Here is a 22,770-nt window from a genome sequence, read left to right as displayed (position 1 = left end):
GGTGCCGCAGGATGTTCAGGCGATGGAGTGCGCCGCGTCCAGCAGGCGGCGCAGGCGCAGGGTGTCTGGGGCCAGAGCCGTGATCAGGATGGCGGGGCCGGCCAGCGGGGTCAGGACGGCCTGGCCGGTTGCCGGGTCGTCGCCGAACAGGCGGGCGGGTGGCGGGTGCTGGTCCAGGGTGGGGTCGATGATGAGGATCTGGCCGACGGCGCGGTGGCCGGCCAGGATGGCGGGGCCGTCCCAGCCGGGTGCGCCGGGTCCGTACATGGTCTGCTGCTCCAGCAGGGGGCGTGCGTCGCGGCGGACGGTGAGGCGGGTGGACAGCCGGCCCGGTGGCTCTCCGGAGCGGCCGAGCACGACCTCTTCGCGGAGCAGGAGCCGGGCGGTGGGGGCCAGGTCGATGGTGCAGCTCTGGCGCAGGTTGCTACGGGCGGCGGAGATCAGGGGCTGGGGCAGCCAGTGCAGGCTGGCATGCTCGGCGACGGTCAGGTGCACGTCGTAGGTGGCGTGGGCGGTGGTGGGGCCGCGCAGGGCGATGGTGGCGGCGGCGGTGGTGATGTGTAGGTGGGCGCCTGGTCCGGTGGTGGCTTCGATGCGCAGCCGGTCGCCGCCGAGCGGGGCGCTCATGGCGCCGAGGATGCACACCCGTGCCTGGTTGCCGTGAGCGTGGCCGCGCCGCAGGTCGAACGGGCCGTCACCGGCGAGCACGGGCAGGACGGTGGTGCCCTGTGCACGGGCGGCCCTGATGCGGGCGGTGGCGTGCACGCCCGGCACAGCGCGCCCGGTCGGTGTGGAGGCCAGGGCGGGGGGCGGTGTGGGTGGCAGGGCTGCTCGGCTCATGCGGGGCCCGCGGTCCACGCGGCGAGCTGTCCGCGGATCCACTCGGCCACGGGGGTGATGCCGCCTGCGGTCTTGACCGCGGTCAGCACGGTGGGCAGGTCGTCGCGCTGGACCTTGGCGTCGCGGGCCATGGCCTCCAGGTCGGCGCCGACGTGAGGGGCCAGGTCGGTCTTGTTGATGACGAGCAGGTCGGAGGTGGTGACGCCGGGGCCGCCCTTGCGGGGGATGTCATCGCCGCCGGCCACGTCGATGACGAAGATCTGGGCATCGACGAGGCCCTTGGAGAAGGTGGCGGTGAGGTTGTCGCCGCCCGATTCGATGAGGATCACATCGAGCGAGCCGAGGCGGTCCTCGAGGTCTTCGACGGCTTGCAGGTTGGCGGAGATGTCGTCGCGGATGGCGGTGTGCGGGCAGGCGCCGGTCTGCACGGCGGTGATGCGTTCGGCGGGCAGGACGGCCTCGCGCAGCAGGAACTCGGCGTCTTCGCGGGTGTAGATGTCGTTGGTGACGACCGCGATGGACATTTCCTCGCGCAGCGTGCGGCACAGGGCGGCGACGGTGGCGGTCTTGCCGGAGCCGACCGGCCCGCCCAGGCCGATGCGCAGGGCGCGGCGTCGGCCGCCCGGGCCTTCGGCGGAGGAGCTGCCGGGGCCGTGGGTGTGGCCTTCGGGGAAGGTGTCGCTGTGGTGGAGGTGCATGGCTGCTCCCAGATGGGTTGAAGGAGTGGTCAGGAGGCGAACAGGCGGGCCGGGCGAGTGGCGTGCTGTTCGGCGGTGATGTCGAGCAGCGGCGCCGAGGCGGCCGGCAGCGAGGCGGGCCCGTCGGTGTGGAGGCGTCGCGCGGCGTCGGCCGCGGCGGCCGCGACGTGGTCGATGTCGGCGGCCAGGCGGGCGAGGATGGCGGTGGCGTCGAAGGGGTCGAGCCTGAGCAGGCGGACGGTCGCGGTGACCGGGCCACCGATGCTCTCGTACGCCGCCACGTAGGCAGCGTCCAGCGGGGCTAGCCCCGCGCCACGGGCGGCCAGCCCGAGCACCACGCTCTGGTGGGCGCCGCGCGGACACGCGGCGGCCAGGGCCTCGAGTTCGGCGCAGGGCCAGGCGGCCCAGGCGGCGCGCAGCAGTTGCCGGCCGAGCCTGCGCGCGGTGTGCCGCAGGGCGGGGGCGCTGGTGCGGGCGTCGGCCGCCTCCTCCAGCAGCAGCAGGTCATACCCGGTGGCGGCCGCGGCGGCGAGCCCGGCAGCGACCAGGCCGGCCGTGTGCAGCCGGCCGCGGCAGAACTCCTCCAGGCTCGCCACGTCCCGCACCCGTCCGGCCGTGACGGCCTCCTCGGCCCCGCCGGAGTGGGCGTGCCCACCGGCGGGGAATCGGCCGTCGGCCAGGACGAGCAGGGCGGCACGGTTCATCGTGCGTGGCATGCCTTTCGTTCGCGCGGGTCGTTCACGGGACGATCATGATGTGCTGGTCAGAAGAGGAAGTAGCGCTGAGCCATAGGCAGGGTGTCGGCGAACTGGTTGCCGTCGACGAGCTGATCGCCGATCTCTGTCTTCACGTCCTTGGCCTTCGCCCCGCCGATCTCCACCTCGAAGGTGTCCGGGTCGATGCGGATGTCGGGGCAGGCGTCGTTCTCGCGCATGTCGGCCTTGAACACCTTGCGCGTGTCGCGGATAGCCTTGAACGGCTTGCCCACTTTGACCTGTTCGGTCAGCCCGGCCCGGATGGCGTGTTCGGTGACGAAGTTGACCGCGTTGGCGGCTGGCGCCCGGCCCATCGCCCCCCACATGGGCCGGGGCAGGATCGGCTGCGGGGTGGTGATGGAGGCGTTGGCGTCGCCGACTTGCGCGTAGGCGATCTGGCCGCCCTTGATGACCCGGTGCGGCTTGACGCCGAAGAACTTCGGCTCCCACAGCACCAGGTCGGCGAGCTTGCCCACCTCGACGGAGCCGACCTCGTGATCGATGCCGTGCGCGATGGCCGGGTTGATGGTGTATTTGGCGACGTAGCGGCGGGCACGGTGGTTGTCGGCCCCGCCGTCGCCGGCCCGGTCACCCTCCAGCGGGCCGCGCCGGGTCTTCATCACGTGCGCGGTCTGCCACGTCCGTATGATCATCTCGCCGATGCGGCCCATCGCCTGGGCGTCCGACGACATGATCGAGATGGCTCCCAGGTCGTGCAGCACATCCTCGGCGGCCATCGTGGAGGGCCGGATCCGCGACTCGGCGAAGGCCAGGTCCTCCGGGACCAGCGGGTTGAGGTGATGGCAGACCATCACCATGTCGATGTGCTCCTTGACCGTGTTGACGGTGAAAGGGCGGGTGGGGTTGGTGGAGGCGGGCAGCACGTTCGGCAGGCCCGCCATGGTGATCATGTCGGGGGCGTGGCCGCCGCCGGCGCCTTCGACGTGGAAGATGTGGATCGGGTGCTCGCCGATGGCCTCGATGGTGTCGGCCACCGTGCCCGCCTCGTTCAGTGAGTCGGCGTGCAGGGCCAGCTGGACGCCGGTTGCCCGGCACACCTCCAGGCAGCGGCGCAGCACCGCCGGGGTGGCCCCCCAGTCCTCGTGGATCTTAAATCCGAGGACGCCGGCCTTCACCTGGTTGTAGAGGGACTCGGTGGACATGGTGCTGCCCTTGCCGAGCAGCCCGATGTTGACCGGGAAGGCGTCCAGCGCCTCGAACAGCCGACTGATGTGCCAGGCGCCGGGCGTGACGGTGGTGGCGGTGCTGCCCTCGGCGGGGCCGGTGCCGCCGCCGATCAGGGTGGTGACCCCGGCGGCGAGCGCCTCGTGCACCTGCTCGGGGCAGATGAAGTGCACGTGGGTGTCGACGCCGCCCGCGGTGAGGATCTTGCCGTTGCCCGCGATGATCTCGGTCTCGGGGCCGATCAGGAAGTCGGTGGCCCGCTCGTGGCCGTCGTGCAGGCGGTCCATGGTGTCGTCGTTGTAGGCCTTGCCGAGTGCGACGATCCGGCCGTCACGGATGCCCACATCCGCCTTGACCACCCCCCAGTGGTCCAGGACGACCGCGCCGGTGATGACGGTGTCGGGCGGCTGCGGGGCGCCGAACCGCGCCGAGTCACGCGGCGCGCAGGACTGCCCCATCGACTCGCGGATCACCTTGCCGCCGCCGAAGACGACCTCGTTGCCGCTGCGTCCCGGGCCGCCGGCCCAGTCCTCGGTGATCTCGATCCGCAGGTTGGTGTCGGCCAGCCGGATGCGGTCCCCGGTCGTCGGGCCGTACCGGTCGGCGTACTCCACACGAGTCAACGGCTGATCGATCGGCAGGATCTCCACACCCGGCCCGCACTCCCGCACCGGTCCCTCCACCACCGGCTCGGCGAGCATGCCTGGCGCCTGGTCCGCTGTGGTGTCGGCCGATGCGTTCGGGGCTTCATCCATCGAGCTGCCCTCCGACTTGGCCGCGCAGGCCGGCGACGACGCGCTTGCCCTCGATGGGCACCAGCTTCACCGTCCGGGTGCATCGGGGCTCGAACCGGACCGAGCTGCCGGCGGGGATGTGCAGGCGCTTGCCGTAGGCGACGGACCGGTCGAAGTCGAGGAGGGGGTTGGCCTCGTAGAAGTGGTAGTGCGAGCCCACCTGGATGGGGCGGTCGTCGGTGTTGGTCACCTCCACCATCGTGATCTCGCGGCCCTCGTTGAAGGGCACCTGCGTGGCGCCTTCGGGATGGTCGATCTTCCCCGGATGGATCAGCGACTGCGCCCGCGCTTCCCGCTCACCTTCCTCGCCGTCTTTCCCACCGGCGTCGGCGTCGGCGAAGGGGTTGCGGATGGTGACCAGCTTGGTGCCGTCCTCGAACGTCGCCTCGATCTGCAGGTCGGAGATCATCTCCGCGACGCCCGGCATGAGGTCGCCCCGGGAAAGGATCTCGTTGCCGGTGGACATGAGCTCGTGGACGGACTTGCCGTCCCGGGCCGCTTCCAGCACATGCGCCGTGATCAGTGCGACCGCCTCCGGATAGTTGAGCTTGACCTCCCGTTCTTTGCGCTTGCGGGCCACGTCCGCGGCCACGTGGATCAACAGGCGTTCCTGTTCATGCGGAGTTAGATGCACCCGCCACCTCGCCTTCGCTCTGCGGATCGCCTGGCATGACCGGCCTGCGATCACGTCGCCGTCCGCTGTTCGGCCAGGAGATGATCGCCCGTGCCGGGTGCCTCCGGATTCTGGTGATCACCACCTCATTGCCCACTGAAGGTATTTCGATGAATACTGAGAGTGATATGGCGTGACGGTGAGGCATGCGTCACCCGTGACACAGAATTCGCATTACCTGTCACACACGGCCCGGCGGGCCGCGTCCCGCCCAGCTCACCGCTCGCCCCCGCCGGGCCGACTCGGTAGCATTATCTGTCACATCAGCCTTGCGGAGGTGGTCATGCCGGTCGTCGCCTTCCCTGGCACACCCGCATCCGCGAGCGAACGAGCCGACAGGCGGACCAGCGTCGCCGGCGCCGTCGAGACGTTCCTCGACTCGCTCGGCGCCGCCACCACCCGCATCGGCTACGCCCGCACCCTCGCCCGGCTGACCGCGGCCACCGGGCCGCACCACCCGGTCGCCGACCTCGACTGCGACCACTACGCCGCGGTGATGGCCGCCTGGGACAGCACCGCCCCAGCCACCTGGAACCGGCACCTGTCCGCGCTGATCTCCTTCACCACCTGGGCCCAGCGCCAAGACCTCCTCGCGACCAACCCGGCCCGCCGCCTGAACCGGCGCAAGACCACCCACCGCGGCGACCGTGCCATCCCCGCCCCCCGGCTGGAGAAACTGTTCACCGACGACCGCCACCAGCTGCGGGAACGGCTCCTGTGGCGGCTCCTCTACGAAACGGCCGCGCGGGCCGAAGAGATCTTGTCCCTCAACGTCGAAGACCTCGACCCCGAGTTCCGCCGCGCCCGCGTCCGCTCCAAAGGCGGCGCCATCGAGTACGTGCACTGGGCCACCGCCACCGCCCGGCTGCTGCCCCGCCTGCTCGCCAGCCGCACCAGCGGGCCGGTTTTCCTGGCCGATCGGCGCGCACCCGCCTCTGGCCACCGCGCCCCCGCGGCCGCCGACATCTGCCCCGTCACCGGCCGCGGCCGGCTGTCCTACCCGCGCGCCGAGTACCTGTTCAAGACCGCCTCCGCCGAGCTCGACCCGCACGGCGACGGCTGGACGCTGCACCAGTTGCGCCACTCGGCGCTGACCCATCTGGCCGCCGCCGGCCGCACCGCGCCCGAGCTGCAGGCCAAGAGCCGCCACCAGCACCTGGCCAGCCTGGGCCGCTACGTGCGCCTGGGCGAGGAGACCTCCGCCCGGATCACCGCCGAGCATGACCCCGCTGCCCGACGACGCACACGCTGACAACCCCCTAGCACCAGTCGCCGAGGGGTCGCTGAACAGGGCTTTTGCAATCGCGTGTACCTGGTGACGGCTTCGTTAACGACAGGCCGATGCCGACGACAGCCAGCAGCGCAGGACCCTCCCTTTCCTGGAGGAAACGGTAGAGGGATCAGGCGACCCATGCGCCGAGTACGCCGCAATGCCCGACTGGCGGGCATGCCGTTGCACCACCGCGTAGCAGGAACCTCATCCGGACGGAGCGCAAGTCATTCCCGATCTTGAGCAAAAGACTTCGTTTCGACGACGGACCCACCGCGTAGCGCCGCGCCAGGCCCCACGGTGAGCGCTCATGGAGATTCCCCCGCTGCATGATCAGCCCGCCTCCGTCGTCCAGCTGGGCGAGGCCCTGGCCGCCCTGGGCCTATACGACGGAGCGGGCACCGTCGCCGAGCACACGGTGGAGGCGGCCCGGCTCGGCGGGGACGGCCCCTACCGGGCGCGGCTGGCCAACGCCCTGCTCGGCGCCGTCCAGGTCGAGGCCATACTCGCCGAGAGCTTCGCGGCCGACGCCGACGACCTGGCGGCCGCGCACCATCAGCAGCTGGCCACCGCGGGTGTGGCCGACGACCCGGAGAAACTTGTCGGGTTCCTGCGCTGGCAGGCCCTGCGGGTGGCTGGCCCGCTGCGGCTGATCGCCCAAGACCCCTCCACCGGGCACATCTCGCCGGACAGCCAGAAGATCAGCTTGTCCTCGTCCTGGCCGACGGGATCACGCCTGAGGTGGTGACGGGCGAGTGGAAGCGCCTGGTGCACCGCCCGGACCTGCCAGAGATGCAGCGGTCGCGGGAGGACAGATGCGCCTCGGCGGCGCACAGCCAGCGGATGCGGGCGTGCTCCAGCGCGGCGGCGGACGGCCCATGTCGATCATCAGGAGTGTGAGCGTCAAGCATGGACTGACAAAGTCTGGAAGTACGTACTATTCTCCTACTTCATAATGAAGGATGTAATAATCTATGAAAGCGACTCTGACGGCTTCCTCTACGACCCTCAGGTCAGGGCCGCGATGATCCAGTTCATCGATGGCGATGGAGACCTGCTCACCTTTGAGGCGGGCGCCGCCGTCCGCACCGCCAACCATGCCGTCGAGCGCATGCGCGCCCACGGCTCTCAGGGACGGGGGGTCAGCGCGGGCGCGCTCGACCTGCTGATCCGTCTCAACAGCAGCGAGCGGGGCATCAGCATCGGTGAGCTGGCCAGGGCCGCGGGGGTCAGCTCCCGCAACGCCACCGGTTTGGTCGACACGCTGGAGCACGACGGGCTGGTCCGCCGGGTCCCCGGCCCGAAGGATCGACGTTCGGTTCTGGCCGAGATCACACCTGCCGGGCGGGCATGGATGGAGGCGTTCCGCAGGCCGTCGCAGCTTGCCATGCGGGCGATGTTCCACGGGTTCACTTCCGAAGAACTGGTCGTTCTGCGCGACCTGTGCCTGCGGCTGGCCGCCAACCAGCATCGCCTCGCCGACCACCTGCGCCAGATCGGACAGCAGCCATGACCACGACGGCTCAGGAACGGACCCGTCGCACCGTGCGCGGCTATCACGAAGCCCGCTTCCGCGGTGAGATATCCGCGGCGGCGGCGCACCTCGGAGAGCCGTTCCGCTTCCAGAGCCCGTTCATCACCTCCGACGATCGGACAGGGCATCTGGCGACCTTGCCGGGGTTCGTGTCGATCGTGACCGGGGTCGAGCTGATCAGCGAGCTGTACGGCGAAGCGGAGGCCACGCTCGTGTACGACGTGCACACCGCGACGCCGGTCGGCACTCAGCGCACGGCTGAGCACTTCCGGCTGGACGGCGGCAAGATCGTGTCGATCATGCTGTTGTTCGACGCCTCGCCCTGGCAGCCGATGAAGGCCCAGATCGAGCTTTGACTTTCTCCCCCGATCTTCAGGCGGGGGAGGAAGTCAACAGGTCCTGCCAGGGATCCTCGATCAGCCAGGCCTCCAGCTCAGGACGCTGGGCATTCTTGCCGGCGAAGATCCGGCGGCATCGAGGGTCTCGAACACCGCGTGGACAGTGCCACTCGCGCCAGACTTTCACGTCGAGGAATCGCGCGGCGGCCAGCCGGGGGTCAGCGATGACCAGCCGCTGCGCGACAGTGACATGGGATAAAGCCTTCTCCGGCAACGGAGCCGAATGCTCCGCCAGGGTCGGTGGTCGGTCGACAGGACGATCGCCGCGGCAGGGCACAGGTCGGCGGCCTCGCGAACCGCGTCCCGCGTTTCGGCGGGCGACTCGGGTCGCAGTACGATCGCCTTGCCGTCGTCCTGAGGCGACAAACGCCACGACCCCAGCCCTTGATTTCAAGGGCAAGAACTGGCCCCATCTACAGGGTTGGCCCCACTGCTCAATCTCCGACGTGGGTTATTCGCGCGAGTTCTGGCCCCACCTCCGCGACGGTCAAGCGCTCACTAGCGCCGCCCGCCGAACTCCCAGTCGTGGACCTCGATGTCGGCGTACCGGTCCGGGGTCAGGACGGCGCGTGCCGCATCCGGGTCCGGCGCCCGGACCAGCAGCGCCGTACCCAGCCAGGTGGTGCCGTCGTCGGACAGCAGCGGCCCATACGCGATCAGCTCGTCCCGGTCGGGCGGCGGGACAAGGTCGGCAGCCTGCCCGGAGCCGAAGCCCAGCACCAGATAACGGTTGCCGCCTTCTCGGCCGCCGGGGAAATCCCACATGGTGCGCCCCAGCGCGTTGCTCCATCGGCGCAACACCACGTCCCGGTACACACCGGCCTGGTAGTTGGGCTCGTCGAAGACGAACGCACGCGCAGTGGCAAGATCTGGCAGGTCGATGATGTGCACACTGCCGGTGGCCGTGTCGCTGTCGCGGCCGAAGGTCGGGCCACGGGCGATCAGCTCCGCCGCGTACTGGTCCATGTAGGACCAGTGCTCTTCCAGCAGCTCGTCGCGCAGCGCCGCAGAGTCAGGCCGATCACGGTGATAACAGAAAAATTCCATGCCGAGAGTACCTACCATGAACCGCAGCGACGGTTCCATTCCGGTCATCCGAGCCATCGGCGATCCTTCAGCCCCGGAGAAGGGTGTAAGCGGTCACCAGGAAATCCTGGTCGGCGGGCATGCTGTTCCAGGCAGGCGGCTACATGACTCCTGGCAGACGGTCACGAGAAATCCCGGTGAGCGGCCTCGGAGCGCCACGGGAACGTCGGTTTGCGAGCGCTGCGCCCGCTTGAGGTCTTCTGCCTCTGCCCGCATAGGCCCGCCCGGACCGGTGAGTCCACGTCGTCAGCTGTAGTCAACGCGCTTCGAGTATCGCGAGGTCGCGCACCATGTAGCGGCGATGCTCGCACTCCTCCTCCATCACCACGCGCAGGCAACTGCCGACCGAGCGCAGTTCCTCGGGATAGCCGGGCGCAGGTGCGCGCGTGCACATCCGTGCAAGCTCGGTGTCGGTGAGTCCGTCGACGATGCCGCGCACCAGCGCCATGCGGCCGGCGCGAGCCTCCATCACTGCTACGTACGACGGACTCGCATCAAGATCTATGCCGAGTGTCGCCGCGTCCGTGGGCGGATAACCGGTGTGGGTGAGGCCGAGCCGGTGGAACGGCATCGGCTCGTCGAGGATCGTCCGGCTTGCCCAGGCGTCGGTGGCGAAGACAAGGTGGCGAAGCGTGTCGACGAAGGACCACTCGTCGTCGACCCGTTCGTGGCGAGCCGCTTCGGGCAGCCTCTCCGCGCGGGCGACCGTATCCGACCAGAGCCGTTCGATCGTGTCCCACATCGCGCGGAAGTCATCGGCTGTCCGCATCGCTCGCAGCTGCATGCGCTCGGGATGTCGCCGGTCGAGCTCGGCCTCGACGAAGGGGGTGACGTCCACGTCGTTGACGAGGAAGTTGCGTACGTCTCCGGACACGTTGACGTCCACGAGCAAGGAGTCGACGATCTTGATCTGGCGCATGTCACAGTCGCGGAATTTCGCGGCGGCGAAGGTGGCGCTCGTGAAGCTCGCGCCGCGGAACGCGTCGGTGTTGTCGTACTGCGTTGCCATCGCGCCATTGTGCCCGTACAGACCGTAACGGTACAGCGTCGATGTCGACCTCTACATGGGTCCGTGAGCCGCTCTCGAGCCCGCCACGAATAGCCGATGTGCAAACGCGAAGCCACAGGCGAAGCAACCCCGCCACTGACCACGGAACCGCAGACTTCATGGCCGCCCATCTGGAGAACTGATGTCCGTGTATCTGGACCGGCATGTCCGTCTACCAGGAGTTCTCGATGTCCGCTCACAGGTGATGGGTGATCACGGTGCCGCAGGCTCTCTTGGCCGCGTTTTCCCTCGCCCAGTTCGACCGCCTGACATTTCGGATGGCTCTGTCGTCGTACTGCTGAGGCGAACGTTGCGAAAGGAAACCGATCATGGAACCCGTGAAGGTCGCGATCATTTACTACAGCGCCACAGGCACCCTGCATGCCTTGGCGCGAGCCGCCGCCGAGGGCGCGGAAAAGGCCGGCGCCCACGTGCGACTGCGCAAGGTCGCCGAAACGGCCCCACCGGAGGCGATCAGCGCCAATCCGGCCTGGGCCCAGCACCTCCAGGACACCGCCGACATCGCCGAGGCCGGCCACGACGACCTGGACTGGGCCGACGCGGTGCTATTCGGCACCCCCACCCGCTTCGGCAACCCGGCCAGCCAGCTCAGGGCGTTCATCGACACCACCGGTGGCCTGTGGTACCAAGGCAAGCTCGCGGACAAGGTGTATTCGGCTTTCACCGCCTCCAACACCGCCCACGGCGGACAGGAGTCCACTCTCCTGGCGCTGGGGAACACCTTCTACCACTGGGGCGGCATCATCGTGCCCCCCGGTTACACCGACCCCATCCAGTTCCAGTCAGGCAATCCCTACGGCACCTCCCACGTGACCGGCGATGGCCCACCCAGCGACGTGACCTTGGACGCTGCCCGCCACCAGGCCCGCCGCATCGTCGACACCGCGGCCGCACTCAAAGCCGGCCGCGCCGCCTGATCCAGCACGGAACACCGGCGAGGCTGTCATAGCACCTCACATTCCGAGGGGTTGCTTCGTCGGGCTACTGAACCACAGAGACCGTCGCCAGGCGCGCTGGTTGCGGTCAGAATTCTTAAACGGAGGATGCGATGACATCGAACGATTCCGAAATCAGGGCACTCTTGGAGAGTCGAGTCGATGCCTGCCAGACAAAGGACGTCGATCGGCTCATGTCACATTATTCTTCCGGCATCGTTTATTACGATGTTGTTCCCCCCCTCCAGTTCGCGGGAACCGACGAAGTGCGCCGCAACTTTGTGCGGTGGTTTGATGAATACGACGGCCCCATCAGCCTGAAAACACATGATTTAACCATTGCGACGAGTGGAGATGTCGCGTTCGCGCACATGCTTCACCTGAACTCCGGAACACGCAAGAACGGGCTCGAGAGCGCGATATGGGTACGATCGACCGTTTGTTGCCGACGGTCAAGTGGCAAGTGGTTGATCACGCATGAACATATCTCACTGCCGATCAACCCGGAGAACCTTCAAGCCTGGTTCCCGCCGGATATGTGAGCCAGCCTGATCATTTATATGAGAAAGGTACTTCCTGCCTGAGAGGGTGAGGACGCCAGACGCCCTCACCCTCCCAGACCCGAAAGCACGTTTCCGATGGGCGATCCTGCCCTGCGGGTGGGGCGGCCGAGTTGGGGGTGGGCGGCGGCATGGAGAGCGTACGTTTTCGTTCCGCTGTTCCTCGCAGGCCGGAACCGAAGCGGTTCACGCCCGGCCAGACGGCCGAGCGCGGCCGCGTTCAGCCGTACCGGCCGCCCTCGAGCCGCTACGACATCCCCGGTCCCCGGCGACGGCCGGGGAAGCGGGCTTGGCCGGTAGGCCGCGGTGTGGCGCGAGACTGAACCCGAAAGCGCCACCGCTGTGCAGGAAAGCCATCCGCCATGGGTCGCCCGCTGAGAGCATCGGGACAAAAACGATCATGGCGACGATCGGTGCGCGCCATGACGGCGGCGGCGCGGACGGTGAGACGGACCAGATCATCGCGGCCCTCGGGTTTCGGGAGGCGGCGTCATAGGCCCACCGGGTGAGGTGCTCGATGAAGACGTCCCGTCGGCTACCCCTAGCTGACGACTTCGGCGCTCTCGATCACAACGTCAGCTTCCGGGACGTCCCCGTGCCCACCCTTGTGGCCAGTCCTGACTCCCGCGATCTTGTCGACGACCTCGGTGCCCTCGACGACCTTGCCGAAGACCGCGTAACCCCAGCCATCCTGGCCCGGGTAGTCGAGGAAGCCGTTGTTGCTGACGTTGATGAAGAACTGGGCCGTGGCCGAGTGCGGGACGGAGGTGCGGGCCATCGCCACGGTGTAGAGCTCGTTCTTCAGACCGTTCTTGGCCTCGTTCTCGATGGGGGCGTTGGTGGGCTTCTGCCTCATACCCGGCTCAAACCCGCCACCCTGGATCATGAAGTTCGGGATCACCCGGTGGAAGATCGTTCCGTTGTAGTGGCCGGACCTGACATACGCCAGGAAGTTCTCAACCGTCTTGGGCGCGAGCTCGTCGGCAAGTTCGATCGTGAGCTTGCCGTGGTTGGTGGTCATCACTACCGTGCTCATGGTTCCCCCTAGTCTGCAATGGGTTGTCAGGAGACAGTCTTCCACGGGTGCCGAGCGGGCCTTGGAACGTGGCCCCTTCCGTATTCCGGAAGCATCGCTAGAGCGGGTGGCTGAATCGGCGATCCTTCACACGGTCGTAAACCGCACGCAGCCACGGCTGACGAACCTCTGGCAGCCGTGCCAGCGTTCTGAGGAACACGTCCCAGTCAGGCCGGAACGGACCGTACGGCAGCGGCGGTGGTGGGCGTGGGCGGGCAGCGCAACGTGCGACACCGGCGAAGTCGGCAACGCACCGCAGCCCACGCACGCGAACACAGCCATGTGCCTCCCGCATTGCTTACCTGCTGTCTGGGTGGCCGTGGCGGTGTCTGGTCTGCCTGCCCGGCACGGTGGCGCTCGCGGCCGCGGTGGGGCCAGCGAACGCCGCCGGCCCCACCGGGTCACCGCTCGCGGTGGTCCGGTTTCGTCATCCTGAAGCGGGCCATGTTCTCCTCAGTGGCCCATCGGCGGAATCCTGCCTTCTCCAGCACGCGGACGGAGGCCGGGTTCGACAGCTCCACGTTGGCGAACACGGTATGGACGCCTGGCGCGGCGAGGGCGAAGTCCGCCAGAGCCCGGGCGGCCTCCGAGGCATAGCCCCGGCCGCGGCGGGAGGCCACGACGCCGTATCCGATCTCGACGGTTCCCTCGCTGGGCGGCCAGAACAGGCCGATCGAGCCCACCACCAGGCCACTGTCACGCTCGATGATCAGACGGTGGCCGTGTTCGCCCAGCCAGGCGGGGTACTGGCCGAAAAGGCCCGCGATGACGCGGTCACCTTCGGCGGGGAAGTCGTCGGCCCAGTGAACGGACCTGGTGTCGCCGAGAACCGCAGTGGCCTCGGCCATGCTCCAGGGCCGAAGAACGAGGCGGTCGGTGGTCAGCTGAGAGTGGACGGATGAAGAGGAAGAAGACACGTATCACTACTCCTGGTCGAAAGAACGACCCGGACCGCGCCCTGCTGTCGCGCGGGCCGGACAAGGGCACACCGAAGACGGCCGACGGCGGCCATATTCATCAACCTCCCCGTTCCGTGATCACGCGCCTCCCGCGCCGGGTGACAGTAGCAGCCTCCTCTCGGCCCGGGCAAAGCGTTTTAGACGCGAAGCGGCTTCCGCGGGACCTCGCGTTCCTTGGCGGGCGGTGCGTTCGCCTGGAGGGCCGGAAGCCCCGCACCTCTGGCCAGGGCTGAAGCACTCCTGGAAGGGAGTCCGCTAACCGGCCGTTCCTCGAACATGATCACAACGGTTCACCAAAACAGGCAAACCGGACATCATTCCTCTGTGGTCTTGCATGAAGAATGATGAAAAGTCGGGTTGTTCAATAAATATCCGAGCACCTTTTCATACATTTGTGAGGTGACTCCACCATCCGAGCTCGTCGAGGACGACCTGCTGGCCCCGAGCCCGCCCAGTCGACCGGCGCTCTGACTCGGCGCCGGCGGTCGCCCCGCCCCGCCTTCCCCCGACCGCGAGATGACCGGACAGGAGAACCATGGACGCTGAGGATATGGCCCGTTTCGGCGAGCTGCTGCAGGCCGTACGTGAACGGCGCGCCCTGGACGTGGCCGAGCTGCACGAGGCCGGGTGGCTGCTGGCCGAGGTGACCCGCTACACCGCCGCCCTGGCCGAGCACCTGCGAACCGAGGTCGCACGCCTGCCCGGCCGGTTCATCCTGCGTGACGACACCGGGGACGACCCCGAGGCGCGTCTCGTCGAGGTCCGCGAGCGGCTGCTGCGGATGGAGAAGGTCCTGGAGGCGGCCGGACTGCACGCCTCCCGCTACCACACCGCGATGGGGCACATCGGCGTCGAGGTTGATCCCGGCATCCGCCCGGCCTGATCAGGATGAGGCGGTCCCGGACCGGTCGCGCGCCTGGCCGCCGGGTGCCGGGGCCGGGAGGCGTGGTGCCCGGGGTGTGTTCCTGAGGTGGAGCCGCGAACATCATCACGGGACTGTCGGCACAGCGTGGCAGACTGCCCGGCATGACCGAATCCGACCCGAAGGCCGACCTTCACCGTTACCTGCGAACCGCCCGCGAAGCTCTGCTGTGGAAGCTGGAGGGGCTTTCGGAGTACGACATCCGCCGACCGCTGACACCGACCGGCACCAACCTGCTGGGGTTGATCAAACATGTGGCCAGCGTCGAGTTGGGATATTTCGGTGACGTCTTCGAGCGGCCGTCCGGCGAATCGCTGCCCTGGTTCGAGGATGGCGCAGAACCCAACGCGGACATGTGGGCGACCGCTGACGAGTCGCGCGAGCAGATCGTCGGGCTGTATCACCGGGCGTGGGCGCACTCGGATGCGACGATCCAGGCGCTGACGCTGGACGCGATCGGTCACGTGCCGTGGTGGCCGGATGGTCAGAACCGGGTGACGCTGCACCGGATCCTGGTGCACATGATCGCTGAGACCAACCGGCACGCCGGCCATGCCGATATCGTCCGGGAGCTGGTCGACGGGGTCGTCGGGCTGCGAGAGGGGAGCGACAACATGGCGCCTGGCGACCAGGCCTGGTGGGAGTCCTACCGAGGCCAGGTGGAGCGCGTCGCGCGGGAAGCCGGCCAGGGCTAGGCGATCCTGGCCGGGAACGCGATGATCTTCGTGCCGTAGACGCCGTAGACGGTGTGCCGGTCGGTCGCATGCGTGTGGGTGAACAGGCCCCTCGTGCGTGGATACCCGCGTCGCCGGCGAACGACTTCCAGCCCGCAGGTCCCCGGGTCAGAAAGCCTGTTCAGCCGTATCCGCCCGATTGCCGGTCACTGCCACGGCGGCCTCTTCCTGAGAGGTTCGGGCTGGAAGACCAAGGTCGTCACGCTCACCCGGTCCGTGGCCCTGCCGCAGACCGGGTGCCAGGGTCAGAGTGACCGTGACGGAGGCCGCCGCCACCACGGCCATCGCCACCGGCGGCGAGGTGTGCTGGGCGACGGCACCCGCGAAGGCGGCGCCCACGCCCTGCATGGTGAGCATGCCGGAGGAGTGCAGCCCGAGGGCGTGCCCGCTCAGCTCGTCCGGTGTCAGGGACATCAGACGCTCCTGGAAAAGGAGGCTCGCCGAGTATCCGGCCGAGGCGAGCGCAACGGCCGCCACCGCGAGAGGCGGCGCCGGGGACAGAGCGAAGATCAGATACGGGGCGGCCAGCAGTAGGAGCATCGGTGTGCCGAGCCGTTCCCTCCACCGCCGGGGGAGGAACCGGCCGGCCAGAGTGTCCCCGGCCAGCATTCCGAGCGCGGCGCAGGCGAACAGGAGCCCCGCGTGCCGGGGCGCGTAGGGGACGTAGAGGGACTCGCAGCCGACGATCAGCCCGTTGGGCACCCAGAGGGCGAGGTAGACGTATCGGCGGGGTTTGGAGGACCACAGCCGTGCGTTGTTCCGCCAGGTCTCGATGGCCGACGGCCGCCCGGTGGCACGCGGCGGCCGTCGGCTGAGGCCGAACCGGGCGACGGCCGCGGCGGCGAGATACAGGGCGGCCCCGGTGAACAGCGTGCCGTGCGGTGACAGGACGGCCACCAGCCCGCCACCGGCCGCGAACCCGCAGATCTGCATGACGCCGGTGGACATGTTGAGCACGGAGCGGCCGAGCAGGTACCCCTTCCTCGCGAGGATCTCGTTGAGCAGTCCGTAGCGTACTCCGCCACCCAGTGATGCGATCATCCCTTGGCCCAGGAGGATGACGAAGACGGCCCATACAGGCAGGCCGGGGATGGCCTGGACGGCGGTGCAGAGTCCGAAGAGCAGCGCCAGGCCCGTCAGCGTGGAGCGCGGCGGCAGCCGGTCGGCCGCCGACAGCAGCGTCGTCGCGCCGATCACCTGGGCGAGGGAGGGGCCGAACATGGCGAGAGCGGACAGCAGCGGCGAACTGGTCGTCGTGTAGACCAGCGTGCTCAGGGCCAGCCCGCTCACCGTCTGGGCCGCCACCTGCCCGGCCGATGTCAGGAAGAGCGGTGTGAACTCCGGCGTCCGGAAGAGTTCGTGATAGGTACGCACGGCCGGAGTCTCAAAGACCCCGCCGTGAGGGCGCTACTGTTTCGCGGGGAGGCGAAACGATGGGCTGGTGGCAGGTCAACGCGGACACGCTCGTGGGAAGCCGGTTCGTCGTCTCCCCTCTGGCGGAGGTCATCGCGAGCCTGAAGACCCTGGAGCGGGGGACGGCCACGCATCCGGGCGAGTCCGCGTGGCTCGGCGTCCATCTGCCTGCCTACCGGAAGCGGCAGGCCGGCGACCCGGTCACCGCGCTGCTCATCCGGGCCGCTCTGGGACGCACCTGGAACGCCGACTTCCTCACCCCCACGCCCGCCGGCGAGGGTGAGCCCACCTTCGCGCAGGAGGTGGCATGCATCCGTGAGACACCGGCCGAGACCGCCCGCGCCGACCTGAGCGTGTCGCTGGGCGGCCCGGTCCCCGCCCGGTTGCACCGCTCTGACCTGCCGGAACGCACTGCCGACCTGCTGGAGTGGGTGTGGAGGGAATCGGTGCTCCCTTACTGGCCGCAGCGCCGGCGGATCATCGAGGCCGACGTCGTCGCGCGTACGGCGCGGCTGGGCCAAGGCGGCTGGGCCGCGGCCCTGGACGACATGCGCCCCGGGATGCGCTGGCTCGGGGAGAGCCGGCTGCAGATCAACACGTACGACTATCCGCCACGGGAGCTCTCCGGAGCGCAGTTGATGTTCGTCCCCGTCACGCCACGCCAGAGCTGGGTCTCGTGGGACGCGTCGCATCGGCACGCCGTGGTGTATCCGTGCTCGGGCGCCCTGGCCGAAGCGGGCCGGATGCCGGTGCCCGAGGCCTTGGGCGCGTTGCTCGGGCACGCACGGGCGGGCGTCCTCATGCTTCTCGACGCCCCGAAGAGCACGACGCAGCTGGTGGCTCTGACCGGCCAGGGACTGGGGTCGGTGGGCCGCCATCTCAAGATCCTGCTCGACGCCCGTCTGGTCCGGCGCAGGCGTGCCGGGCGGTCCGTGCTCTACTACCGGACGGACGCCGGGGAGGTCCTGGTGAAGGCCCAGGACAACGGATCATGAGCGGGTCCCGCGACGGTTTCCCGGCTTCGTCGGGGTAGGCGGGGAAAGTCGGGGGTAGGCGGGGAAAGGGGGAGAAGGACCAGGCCGTTCGGAAGGCGAGTGATCGATGCGTGCCGCGTACGTCGAGCGGCTGGGGTCAGCGGGGGAGATCCGTCACGGCGAACTGCCGGATCCCGGATGCCGCCCCGGCGAAGCCCTGGTCCGGGTGGCGGCGGTGGCCGTCGACAACGTGGACACGTTCGTGCGCTCAGGCGCCTACGCCACGCCCGTCCCGCTGCCGCTGGTCCTGGGCCGCGACCTCGTCGGTGAGGTGGTGGAGCCGGGCGCGTCCGGTCTCGCGCCCGGCACCCGGGTGTGGTGCTGCAGCCTCGGGTACGGCGGGCGCCAGGGCGCCTCCGCCGAGCTGGCGTGCGTGCCGCCCGACAGGCTCTACCGCCTCCCCGGCGGAGTCGATTCGCTGGAGGCGGTCGCCGTCCTGCACCCGGCCGTCACGGCCTACACCGGGCTGGTCCACCATGCCAGGCTCCGGCGGGGCGAGACCCTGTTCGTCGAGGGGGGAAACGGTGCCGTCGGCTCCTGCCTGATCCGGATGGGGGTGAGCCTCGGCGCCCGGGTCATCGCCGCCGCGCGGGGGCCGCGCAAGACCGCGGCCTGCGGCCGGCTGGGCGCCGACGACGTGATCGACTCCGTCTCCGCCTTCCCCCTGGCCACACTGCGGGAGCTCGCTCCGGACGGAGTGAGCGTCTACTGCGATACCACCGGGCGTACGGCCCCCGGCGCGGCGGTGCCCGCGCTCGCCGACCGTGGCCGCGTGCTGGTCATGTCCGGGTTCCGGAGCCAGGAGGGTACGGCCGGCCTCGACGCCAGGGAGCTGTACACGCACGACAGGTCCATCGTCGGATTCGTGATCAGCCTGGCCACGGCGGAGGAGCTGGCGGAGGCGGCCGAGTGGGTCAACGGGGAGCTGTCACTCGGCGCGCTCCGCCTGGACACGACCGTTCTGGAACTGTCGCAGGCCCGGGAGGCGCACGAGGACATCGAAGCGGGGATACGAGGGGAGAGCAGGAAACACCCTGGACGCCTGGTGCTCCGTGTCTGACCGGACAGGCCGCCGACCGCCTGCGGGGACGGCCGGCTTCGATCACGGTCTTTGGCTCTGCGGAGAAACCATCCGTTTCGGTGATCTTGGCTGGATATGATCTCGCTGCCCGTACACGGAGGTCGCAGAACGCACACCGCGGATACAGGGACACGACGATGACTCGCATCTGCCGGATCCACACCCTCCGCCATGCCGCTGTCCCGGGAGACCCCTCCAGGCTGTGGGATTTACAGGCATCCATCCCGGATTGAGCGCGATCCTGATAACAGGTCTATAAGACCATCCTGTTACCTGACACTTACGACGCGTGACTTTCGGCACGCTGGGGGAGGTGAGAGGCGACACGGGAGGCGATATGCATGATGATCATTACTCGACGCACAGGCGCAGCCCGAGCGGAAGGCCCCGCGGTCGCATGCCGTACGGCCAGCCTCCAGGCCACCCGCCGGCCGAGGTCACCGATCGGCCCCGCGACGGCCAGGCCCACAACTCCGCCGGTGACCCGTTCGTGTACGGATCGCGGATCAGCGTCGACATCCGGCCCGTCTGGCCGCCGCAGCCGCCGCGACGCCTGCACCGTCCGTCGTGGTCGTGGCCGCACATCCCGCGTGACCGGTTCCTGCGACCCGCGTTGATCTTCGGATTCCTCGCGGCGGCCGGAGCCGGCATCTGGTCGTCCGGGTGGTCGCCGACGTTCGGGCGGCCCGCCGCCGACACCGTCGCGGTGCCAGACCCGCCGTGGACGGCCGGAGACGATGCGGCGATCGCTCCCGCCGAGACGACCACGCCGTCCCCCGGCCACGCGCTCACCATCGCACCTTCCGCCCCTTCGGAGAAAGCCGCGAGCGGCCAGAAGCCGGCCGAGCAGCTCCAGGCCCGCGCCGCCACCGGCATCCGGGACAGCCAAGGCGTGCGGCGGCACGGGAGGCGCGGCGCGCCGAAGACCGCCGAACGGCCGGCGGTCCGGACCGTGACGTCGGCACCGCCAGCGGCACCGGACGCTTCGGAGACACCCGCGACCGCCCCGAGGACCCGGCCACCGGCATCCCCCGGAGAAAGAACGCCCCCCGGGGCACGAGGAAACCGCACAGGCGCCGACACCCCCGGCACGCACGCCGCTCCTGAGCCTCGCACCGCCCCTGCCGCTCCCGACGACCGCCTCAGCGCCGCTCATGCCTGCCGGCACCTGCAGCCCGGCGACTGGCGCTATGGCTACTGCGTCAGGGCGTGGAACGACTTCAAAAGGCGCAACGGCCTGCCGTGATCGCGGTCCCGATGTTTCTCAGGTCTCCGCCCCCGCCAGAAGAACCTCGGCCACCTCGCTCCGGGCATAGAGCACATACCTTCCGGTCCGGTGGGCGGTGACCAGGCCGGCCGCACGCAACGCGGTCAGATGCTGCGACACCCCGCCCATGGACATGCCGGTGCGCCGGCTCAGGTCGGTGGTGGAGGCAGGGGCCTCCAGCTCGCCGAGGAGCGCGGCGCGGGAGTGCCCGAGCACCGCGGCCAGCGCCGCGGGAACGTCGGCCGCGCGGCGTTCCCACAGGGTGGCGATTCCGCGAGGCGAGTAGCGCAACGTGGGCTGCCAGGGGGGCGTGGTGACCGAGAAGAGCCTCGGCCAGACGAAGACCGAGGGCACCAGCAGCAGCCCCCGCCCGCCCAGCCCTCTGACCGCCGACACATGACGATGCCGGACGAACAGCCTGTCCTTCTCCCACCTGATGGCCGGGTCGAGATCGTTGAGCAGCCTGTCGGCGCCCCCCTCGGCCAGCAGCCGGGCCCGGTGGAGCACGTCTCCTTCGAGGAGGGTGCGGATCCTCGGCCAGTACGGTGCCAGCGTGGCCGCCCAGTAATCCCGGATCACCTCGGCCAGCTTCACCAGGCCGCCGACCGGATCATCGCGGAGCGGGGCGAGGCGGGGCCCCTCCATGTCCGCGAGTTCGAGGCGAACCCGTTCGGGTGGGGTCGCGCACATCGTGGCCAGTTCCACCTCAAGGTGGGGTGCGGTGGTGACCGGCGGGGGGCAGATGAACGCCGGAATTATTCGGGTGGGCACCGGCACCAGATCCGCCAGCATTCCCCAGTCCACCCCCGAGGAACGCAGCCTCGGCAGGACCTCCTCCACCCATGGCCGATGCAGGGGATGCTCCGCGGGGTTCTTCAGGACCCGGACGCTGGCCACCACCTCCCACAGGGGAGAGAACGCGAACCGGGTGCACGCCAGATCCGCCAGTCCGAACTCCAGCTCCAGCATCGCGCTTCACCCTTCTCCGGCGCCGCGAACCCGTGACGTCCACAGCCGCGCGCGTCGCGGTGGGTTCCGGAGACGGCGCCCGCCGCCCTTCTCGCACCACGGCCACCCCGTCGATTCGCTCCTGCCTAAATTAATGGAGGCGTCCACGAGGGGACGGCATGGTCGGGCGCATGACCACCATGACGACATCCCGATCCCAACGGTCGGTGTTCGCCGATTCCGGCTTCCGCAGGTTGTTCGCCGCGGCCGTCGCGAGCAGGCTGGGCACCTCGATCAGCTACCTGGCCGTCCCGCTCGCCGCGGTGACGGCGCTGGAGGCCACGCCCGGTGAGGTCGGGGTGCTGGCGATGCTGAGCACGCTGGCGTTTCTGCTGATCGGCCTGCCGGCGGGAGCCTGGGTGGACCGGATGCGGCGCCGGCCGGTGATGGTCACGGCCGACCTGGTGCGGGCCGTACTGCTGGGATCGGTGCCGGTGGCGTGGTGGCTGGGAGCGCTGACCCTGCCCCACCTCTACATCGTGGTGCTGCTGTGCGGGGTGGCCACGGTGTTCTTCGAGATCGCCGACCAGAGCTACCTGCCGCGCCTGGTCGAACCCGGGCAGCTGATGGCCGCCAACGGCGCGCTGGTCAGCATGGACGCGGCCAACCAGCTCGCCGGGCGCGGCGTCGGCGGCTACCTGATCCAGGTGCTGTCGGCTCCGGTGGCGATCGCCGTGGACGCGGTGAGCTACCTGTGGTCGGCGTTGTGCCTGCGGTCCATCCGCCGCGTGGAACCGCTCCCGGAGAAGGGAGGGGTGAGCCTCGGGCGGGACATCGCCGAGGGGCTGCGCCTGGTGACCGGTCACCCGATCCTGCGGGCCGTCGCCGTGGAGGGGACGTTGGCGAACCTGGGAATCCAGATCATCCAGGCGATGCTTCCCATCCTGTTCGTTCGAGAGCTGGGCCTGTCGCCGCTCTGGCTCGGTGCGTTCTTCACCGCCGGCGGTGTCGGGGTCTTCCTCGGTTCGGCGAGCGCCCGGCGGCTCGGCCAGTGGCTGGGGGAGGGGAGGACGGTCTTGCTGACCAGCGTCGCCATCGTGCCGTTCGTGCCGCTGATCCCGCTGCTGGACGACGGTGCGGGGTTGTGGACGGCCGGGGTCGCGTGGATGACGGTCACCTACAAGGTCGGCGTCGGTAACGTGATCAAGGTGAGCTTCCGTCAGCGGGTCACCCCCGATCGGCTGCTGGGCCGGGTCAGCGCGACGATGCGGTTCCTGCTCAGCGGTGCGCTGGCGGTCGGTGCGGGGGTGGCCGGGCTGGTCGGGGAGCTGGCGAGCGTGCGGGCGGCGCTGTGGGTGGGAGCGGCGATGCTCGCGGTGAGCTGGTTGCCGATCATGTTCTCGCCGCTTCGCACCCTTCGCGAACTTCCGGAAGACGCTCAGGCGATTCCCGCTCAGTGAGCGGGTACGGCTGCCGTGTCGCTGGAGTTGTGACGGATGACGGATCCGGGTGGCGTCGCAAACAAACAATCTTGTATATC

The 22,770-nt window shown here is 69.2% G+C and carries 24 protein-coding genes; 12 read left to right on the top strand and 12 right to left on the bottom strand.

The genetic code is table 11. The annotated features are described in order from the left end of the window. Positions 1-15: 15 nt before the first annotated feature. The 5 genes from ACFY2X_RS31325 to ACFY2X_RS31305 are packed head-to-tail and all read right to left on the bottom strand — an operon-like array spanning position 16 to position 4,906. Positions 16-840, bottom strand: a complete 825-nt coding sequence (locus ACFY2X_RS31325; protein ID WP_389945289.1) for an urease accessory protein UreD — start codon at positions 838-840, stop codon at positions 16-18. Then, the gene (gene ureG, locus ACFY2X_RS31320) at positions 837-1,538 is read right to left on the bottom strand and encodes an urease accessory protein UreG (protein ID WP_389945286.1); all 702 of its coding nucleotides are present in this window, start codon (positions 1,536-1,538) and stop codon (positions 837-839) included. The genes ACFY2X_RS31325 and ureG overlap by 4 nt, the downstream gene beginning before the upstream one ends. Before the next feature lie 29 nt (positions 1,539-1,567). Further along, the gene (locus tag ACFY2X_RS31315; RefSeq protein ID WP_389945283.1) at positions 1,568-2,254 is read right to left on the bottom strand and encodes an urease accessory protein UreF; all 687 of its coding nucleotides are present in this window, start codon (positions 2,252-2,254) and stop codon (positions 1,568-1,570) included. 47 nt (positions 2,255-2,301) lie between these two features. Further along, positions 2,302-4,233, bottom strand: a complete 1,932-nt coding sequence (locus tag ACFY2X_RS31310) for an urease subunit alpha (protein ID WP_389945280.1) — start codon at positions 4,231-4,233, stop codon at positions 2,302-2,304. Continuing rightward, positions 4,226-4,906 (bottom strand): urease subunit gamma, encoded by a 681-nt coding sequence (locus ACFY2X_RS31305; RefSeq protein ID WP_389945277.1) that lies wholly within the window; start codon positions 4,904-4,906, stop codon positions 4,226-4,228. The genes ACFY2X_RS31310 and ACFY2X_RS31305 overlap by 8 nt, the downstream gene beginning before the upstream one ends. Before the next feature lie 322 nt (positions 4,907-5,228). Here ACFY2X_RS31305 and ACFY2X_RS31300 point away from each other — a divergent pair, with 322 nt between their 5' ends. From ACFY2X_RS31300 to ACFY2X_RS31285, 4 genes are all read left to right on the top strand, one after another. Beyond that, the gene (locus tag ACFY2X_RS31300) at positions 5,229-6,197 is read left to right on the top strand and encodes a tyrosine-type recombinase/integrase (RefSeq protein WP_389945275.1); all 969 of its coding nucleotides are present in this window, start codon (positions 5,229-5,231) and stop codon (positions 6,195-6,197) included. A gap of 328 nt (positions 6,198-6,525) precedes the next feature. Continuing rightward, positions 6,526-6,963 (top strand): DUF6245 family protein, encoded by a 438-nt coding sequence (locus ACFY2X_RS31295; protein WP_389945273.1) that lies wholly within the window; start codon positions 6,526-6,528, stop codon positions 6,961-6,963. A 207-nt stretch (positions 6,964-7,170) separates the two neighbouring features. Then, positions 7,171-7,728 (top strand): MarR family winged helix-turn-helix transcriptional regulator, encoded by a 558-nt coding sequence (locus tag ACFY2X_RS31290; protein WP_389945270.1) that lies wholly within the window; start codon positions 7,171-7,173, stop codon positions 7,726-7,728. After that, positions 7,725-8,105 (top strand): hypothetical protein, encoded by a 381-nt coding sequence (locus ACFY2X_RS31285; RefSeq protein ID WP_389945266.1) that lies wholly within the window; start codon positions 7,725-7,727, stop codon positions 8,103-8,105. Before ACFY2X_RS31290 ends, ACFY2X_RS31285 begins: the two co-directional genes overlap by 4 nt. 16 nt (positions 8,106-8,121) lie before the next feature. On the opposite strand, the gene ACFY2X_RS31280 is transcribed toward ACFY2X_RS31285, so the two are convergent. From ACFY2X_RS31280 to ACFY2X_RS31270, 3 genes are all read right to left on the bottom strand, one after another. Beyond that, positions 8,122-8,361, bottom strand: a complete 240-nt coding sequence (locus ACFY2X_RS31280) for a hypothetical protein (RefSeq protein WP_389945263.1) — start codon at positions 8,359-8,361, stop codon at positions 8,122-8,124. A gap of 284 nt (positions 8,362-8,645) precedes the next feature. Continuing rightward, positions 8,646-9,194, bottom strand: a complete 549-nt coding sequence (locus tag ACFY2X_RS31275; protein WP_389945261.1) for a YciI family protein — start codon at positions 9,192-9,194, stop codon at positions 8,646-8,648. A 295-nt stretch (positions 9,195-9,489) separates the two neighbouring features. After that, a complete protein-coding gene (locus ACFY2X_RS31270) occupies positions 9,490-10,242 on the bottom strand; it encodes a DinB family protein (RefSeq protein WP_389945258.1) in 753 nt (250 codons plus the stop codon). 368 nt (positions 10,243-10,610) lie between these two features. On the opposite strand from ACFY2X_RS31270, the gene wrbA reads away from it, so the two are divergent. Both wrbA and ACFY2X_RS31260 read left to right on the top strand, forming a co-directional pair. Further along, positions 10,611-11,219 (top strand): NAD(P)H:quinone oxidoreductase, encoded by a 609-nt coding sequence (wrbA, locus tag ACFY2X_RS31265; protein ID WP_389945255.1) that lies wholly within the window; start codon positions 10,611-10,613, stop codon positions 11,217-11,219. 131 nt (positions 11,220-11,350) lie between these two features. Then, entirely contained in the window at positions 11,351-11,779 is a 429-nt protein-coding gene (locus tag ACFY2X_RS31260) for a YybH family protein (protein WP_389945252.1), read from the top strand. Between the two features lie 559 nt (positions 11,780-12,338). On the opposite strand, the gene ACFY2X_RS31255 is transcribed toward ACFY2X_RS31260, so the two are convergent. Together ACFY2X_RS31255 and ACFY2X_RS31250 are read right to left on the bottom strand one after the other, a co-directional pair. Then, positions 12,339-12,833, bottom strand: a complete 495-nt coding sequence (locus ACFY2X_RS31255; protein WP_389945249.1) for a peptidylprolyl isomerase — start codon at positions 12,831-12,833, stop codon at positions 12,339-12,341. Between the two features lie 440 nt (positions 12,834-13,273). Next, positions 13,274-13,789, bottom strand: coding sequence for a GNAT family N-acetyltransferase (locus tag ACFY2X_RS31250; RefSeq protein WP_389945247.1), 516 nt, complete (start codon positions 13,787-13,789; stop codon positions 13,274-13,276). A gap of 577 nt (positions 13,790-14,366) precedes the next feature. Between ACFY2X_RS31250 and ACFY2X_RS31245 the strand changes: the two genes are divergently transcribed. Both ACFY2X_RS31245 and ACFY2X_RS31240 read left to right on the top strand, forming a co-directional pair. Continuing rightward, a complete protein-coding gene (locus ACFY2X_RS31245) occupies positions 14,367-14,714 on the top strand; it encodes a hypothetical protein (RefSeq protein ID WP_389945244.1) in 348 nt (115 codons plus the stop codon). 143 nt (positions 14,715-14,857) lie between these two features. Continuing rightward, complete coding sequence (locus ACFY2X_RS31240; protein WP_389945241.1) at positions 14,858-15,448, top strand: DinB family protein; 591 nt, start codon at positions 14,858-14,860, stop codon at positions 15,446-15,448. A gap of 147 nt (positions 15,449-15,595) precedes the next feature. Here the strand turns inward: ACFY2X_RS31240 and ACFY2X_RS31235 are convergent, their stop codons facing one another. Beyond that, the gene (locus ACFY2X_RS31235; protein WP_389945239.1) at positions 15,596-16,861 is read right to left on the bottom strand and encodes an MFS transporter; all 1,266 of its coding nucleotides are present in this window, start codon (positions 16,859-16,861) and stop codon (positions 15,596-15,598) included. A gap of 59 nt (positions 16,862-16,920) precedes the next feature. On the opposite strand from ACFY2X_RS31235, the gene ACFY2X_RS31230 reads away from it, so the two are divergent. From ACFY2X_RS31230 to ACFY2X_RS31220, 3 genes are all read left to right on the top strand, one after another. Further along, a complete protein-coding gene (locus tag ACFY2X_RS31230; RefSeq protein WP_389945236.1) occupies positions 16,921-17,895 on the top strand; it encodes an ArsR family transcriptional regulator in 975 nt (324 codons plus the stop codon). 106 nt (positions 17,896-18,001) lie between these two features. Then, a complete protein-coding gene (locus ACFY2X_RS31225) occupies positions 18,002-18,994 on the top strand; it encodes a zinc-binding dehydrogenase (RefSeq protein WP_389945228.1) in 993 nt (330 codons plus the stop codon). A 358-nt stretch (positions 18,995-19,352) separates the two neighbouring features. Then, entirely contained in the window at positions 19,353-20,261 is a 909-nt protein-coding gene (locus ACFY2X_RS31220) for a hypothetical protein (RefSeq protein ID WP_389945226.1), read from the top strand. Positions 20,262-20,279: 18 nt separating this feature from the next. Here the strand turns inward: ACFY2X_RS31220 and ACFY2X_RS31215 are convergent, their stop codons facing one another. After that, complete coding sequence (locus ACFY2X_RS31215) at positions 20,280-21,251, bottom strand: DUF5937 family protein (protein WP_389945223.1); 972 nt, start codon at positions 21,249-21,251, stop codon at positions 20,280-20,282. 170 nt (positions 21,252-21,421) lie between these two features. Between ACFY2X_RS31215 and ACFY2X_RS31210 the strand changes: the two genes are divergently transcribed. Further along, positions 21,422-22,690 carry an MFS transporter gene (locus ACFY2X_RS31210; RefSeq protein WP_389945220.1) on the top strand — a complete coding sequence of 423 codons (1,269 nt, stop codon included), beginning with the start codon at positions 21,422-21,424 and terminating at the stop codon, positions 22,688-22,690. The last annotated feature ends 80 nt before the right edge of the window (positions 22,691-22,770 follow it).

The sequence above is a fragment of the Streptosporangium sp. NPDC000396 genome, from assembly GCF_042898655.1.
GTDB lineage: Bacteria > Actinomycetota > Actinomycetes > Streptosporangiales > Streptosporangiaceae > Streptosporangium.
Note: the sequence above shows the minus strand (reverse complement) of the source record. Positions and strands in the feature narration are given on the sequence as shown.